Source organism: uncultured Campylobacter sp. (genome assembly GCF_938045225.1).
Lineage (GTDB): Bacteria > Campylobacterota > Campylobacteria > Campylobacterales > Campylobacteraceae > Campylobacter_A.
The window spans coordinates 1-3,474 of record NZ_CALINL010000154.1 but is presented as its reverse complement, the minus strand read 5'-3'; the positions used below and the strand labels follow the sequence as shown (position 1 = coordinate 3,474).

The window sequence follows — 3,474 nt, the reverse complement described above, 5'->3', positions numbered from 1 at the left end:
ACAAAAAAGAAAGCGGCAATAAAGCGGGTCTTCCGTCTTGCGACGTGTTGATCGTAGGATCTGGCGGCGCCGGACTAAGAGCCGCCGTGGCAGTGAGGAAAAAATATCCAAATCTAACCGTCGTCGTCGTAAATAAAGGTATGCCGTCAAGAAACGCCACCTGTATGACCGAGGGCGGTATAAACGGCGTCATAGACTTTGAGCACGGCGACAGCCACGAGCTTCACGCATACGACATGGTTAAAGGCAGCGACTTTTTAGGCGATCAAGACGCGATCATCAAATTTGTCGAAAAGGCCACCGAGGCCATCCACGAGCTTGACTACGCCGGCATGCCGTTTAATAGACAAAAAGACAGCACCGTAGCTCGCCGTTTCGCAGGCGGGGCTAAATTTGAGCGCTGCAACTACGCCGCGGACAAAACGGGCTCTATCATGATGCATACTTGCCTTGACGAGGCGATCACGACCGGAGTCAAATTTCTACTCGATCACTACCTGCTAGATATCGGTATGGATAACGGCGTATGCGAGGGCGTGGTGCTAAGAGATATGCAAACGGGCGACGTAGTGCCGGTGCTGGCAAAAGCCGTGGTTTTGGCTACGGGCGGCTATACGAGAGTATTTTTTAACCGAACTTCTACACCTTTTAACGCTTCTGGCGACGGTATCGCGGCCACTCTTAGAGCAGGCGTAGCTTTTAAAGACCCGGAGATGCTTCAGTTTCACCCTACCGGAGTAGCAAACGGCGGCGCGCTTATCACGGAGGCAGCGCGCGGACTAGGCGGCAAGCTGATAAACAATCAAGGCGAGCGCTTTATGTCTAGATACTCTAAAAAAATGGAACTAGCTCCGCGCGACATCGTAGCTCGCTCGTTAGAGACCGAGATCCGCGAGGGACGCGGCTACGGCGAGTGTATGGGATCTTACGTACTGCTTGACGTCACGCATCTAGGCGAGGAAAAAGATCATGCACGAGCTACCGCAGATCCGCCACGTCGGACTACTTTTTGAAAATATGGATCTAGTTAAAGAACCGATAAAAATCCGCCCGACCGCACACTACTCGATGGGCGGTATAGAGATAGCCGAATTTGACGATATGAGTACGCATTTGTCTGGGCTTTTTGCCGCGGGAGAGACGTCGTGCGCATCTATCCACGGCGCAAACCGCCTAGGCGGAAACAGCCTAACCGACGCCGCGGTAACGGGCAAACTAGCCGGCGAAGGAGCAGGCGAATACGCATCAAAGAGAACGAGCTTTGGTTCCGGCAAACATAGCGCCGAGCTAGCGGTAAAATGGAGAGTTAAATTTAAAGAGCTAACCAGCGGCGGCGGCACGTCAAACGAGATGTACGATCTGCGAGAAGAGCTGGGCAAACAAAATTGGGATAATATGGGTATCTTTAGAACGAAAGAAAAACTAGAAGCTCTACAAATCAAGCTCGAAGAGATACAGGCTAGATACGACGCGCTAAAGATCCCAAATCCAAATTCTATCTACAACACCGCGATCACGGATTATCTGGAGCTGGGAAATCTCATCCTGCTAGCGCGCTGTGCGTGCCTAGGAGCGCTAAATCGCAACGAGAGCCGCGGCGCTCACACTAGAGAGGACTACCCGAAACGCGACGACGTAAATTTCTTAAAACACAGCATCATTACGCTAGTTGACGGCAAACCGCAGCTTAGCTACAAAGACGTCGTCATCACGAAATATCCAGTCGAAGAGAGGAAATACTAATGAAATTTATCATCGACCGTTTCGACGGACAGCAAAAATATAAACAAGCCTACGAGCTTAGCATGGATGAAGTAAAAGGCCAGACGCTATTAAGTCTGCTACAGCACATCAAACGCACGCAAGACATCACGTTAAATTTTACCGCCGCTTGCCGCATGGCGATATGCGGTGCTTGCGCGGTGAGAGTAAACGGCCACTCCTATCTCGCCTGCGATACCAAGATGGAAGAGCTACTAGAGGAGTATAAAAATCCTAGCTCCATGACTATCTCGCCTCTAAATAACTTTAGAGTGATCTCCGATCTGGTCGTGGACTGGGAGCCGAGCATAGAAAATTTACGCAAGATAAAACCGACCATCACGCCGCAAGAGGCGTTTTCAAACAAACACGGCTGTAAGTAGACCCAAGAGGAAGTAAATCGCATCAAAAAACAGTGGGACTGCATCCTATGCGGTTGCTACGCGTCCGAGTGCAACAAACTAGAAGCGGATGCTAGCGACTATATGCAGCCGTTCGTATTTACTCACGCATACCGCGCCGCGGCCGACTCTCGCTCAAAAGACCCGATGATACACGTAAAACCTTCCGTCATGAACGGGCTATGGAACTGCGTGCACTGCCAAGAGTGCGCCGATCGCTGTCCAAAGGGTATAAACCCGTTTAGCGATATCGCAAATTTACGCGTCAAAGCCGTAGCAAACGGTCTTGACGAGGGCGAAGGACCGGGACACGCGACAGCGTTTTTAACCGATATCGTAGAGGGCAGCGGACGACTAAACGGGATCAAACTCGCGCTTCGCTCCGAGGGCGTCATCAAAAATATGGGCAAGATGGACATCGCCTTTAACTTAATGGGCGCCGGCAAGATGAATCCGCTGCATATATTTGAGGGCGATGAGATAGAAGGCCACGAAGACCTAGTAAAAATGATAAAAGCCGCGCGCGCCGCGAGCAAGGAGTAAGAGATGAGCGCACAAAACGAATTTGCATTTTTCCCCGGCTGCGTACTAAGTCAAGCAGCAAAAGAATCCAAGATGTCGCTCGAGGCAATCGCGCCGATCCTTGGTATCAAACTACACGAGATAAAAGGCTGGAGCTGCTGCGGAGCCTCTCAAGCTCAGTGTATAGATCCGATGGCCGCACTCGTCGCAAACGCTAGAAATATCGCTCTAGCCGAGCAGATGAATATGTCGGCGCTCACCACCTGCTCCACCTGTATGCTTACGCTTACAAAGGCCAAAAACGCACTCGATAAAGGTGCAAAAGAGCGCATAAACGCCTTTTTAAAAGAAGGAAATATGCAGTATCAAGGCACGAGCGAGATAACGAGCCTGCTTTGGGTGCTTTATCAAAATGTCGAAACCCTAAAAGCCAAGGTCATAAAGCCGCTTTCAAATTTAAAGGTCGCATTATTTTACGGTTGCCACAGCCTGCGCCCCGAAAAAGAGCTGGTTAAAGAGAGCTCAACCAACCCAAATAGCTTTGAAACCGTCGTAGAAGCCATTGGCGCAAAGATCGTGCCTTTTGAAAAGAGGCTTGACTGCTGTGGATTTCACGCGAGTTATCCTGCGGTAAAATCGGTACAAAAGATGTCCAGCCAGATCGTGGGCAATGCAGATAAAAACGGTGCCGACTGTGTTGTAACGCCTTGTCCGCTTTGCCAGATGCAGCTTGATATCTATCAGGAGCGCTATCAAGACGCGCAAAACTCGGACGTGAGAAAGCCTATCA

1 protein-coding gene and 2 pseudogenes are annotated in these 3,474 nt (G+C 50.4%); all 3 read left to right on the top strand.

All coding sequences use genetic code 11. From position 1 onward, the window contains the following. Positions 1–44: 44 nt before the first annotated feature. Positions 45–1,743 (top strand): annotated as a pseudogene (sdhA, locus tag Q0200_RS05865) (8-methylmenaquinol:fumarate reductase flavoprotein subunit). After that, positions 1,743–2,705: pseudogene (gene sdhB / locus Q0200_RS05860) on the top strand (8-methylmenaquinol:fumarate reductase iron-sulfur subunit). The pseudogenes sdhA and sdhB overlap by 1 nt, the downstream one beginning before the upstream one ends. Before the next feature lie 3 nt (positions 2,706–2,708). Then, on the top strand, positions 2,709–3,474 hold a 766-nt coding region (gene sdhE, locus Q0200_RS05855), incomplete at its 3' end, for an 8-methylmenaquinol:fumarate reductase membrane anchor subunit (RefSeq protein WP_297938953.1).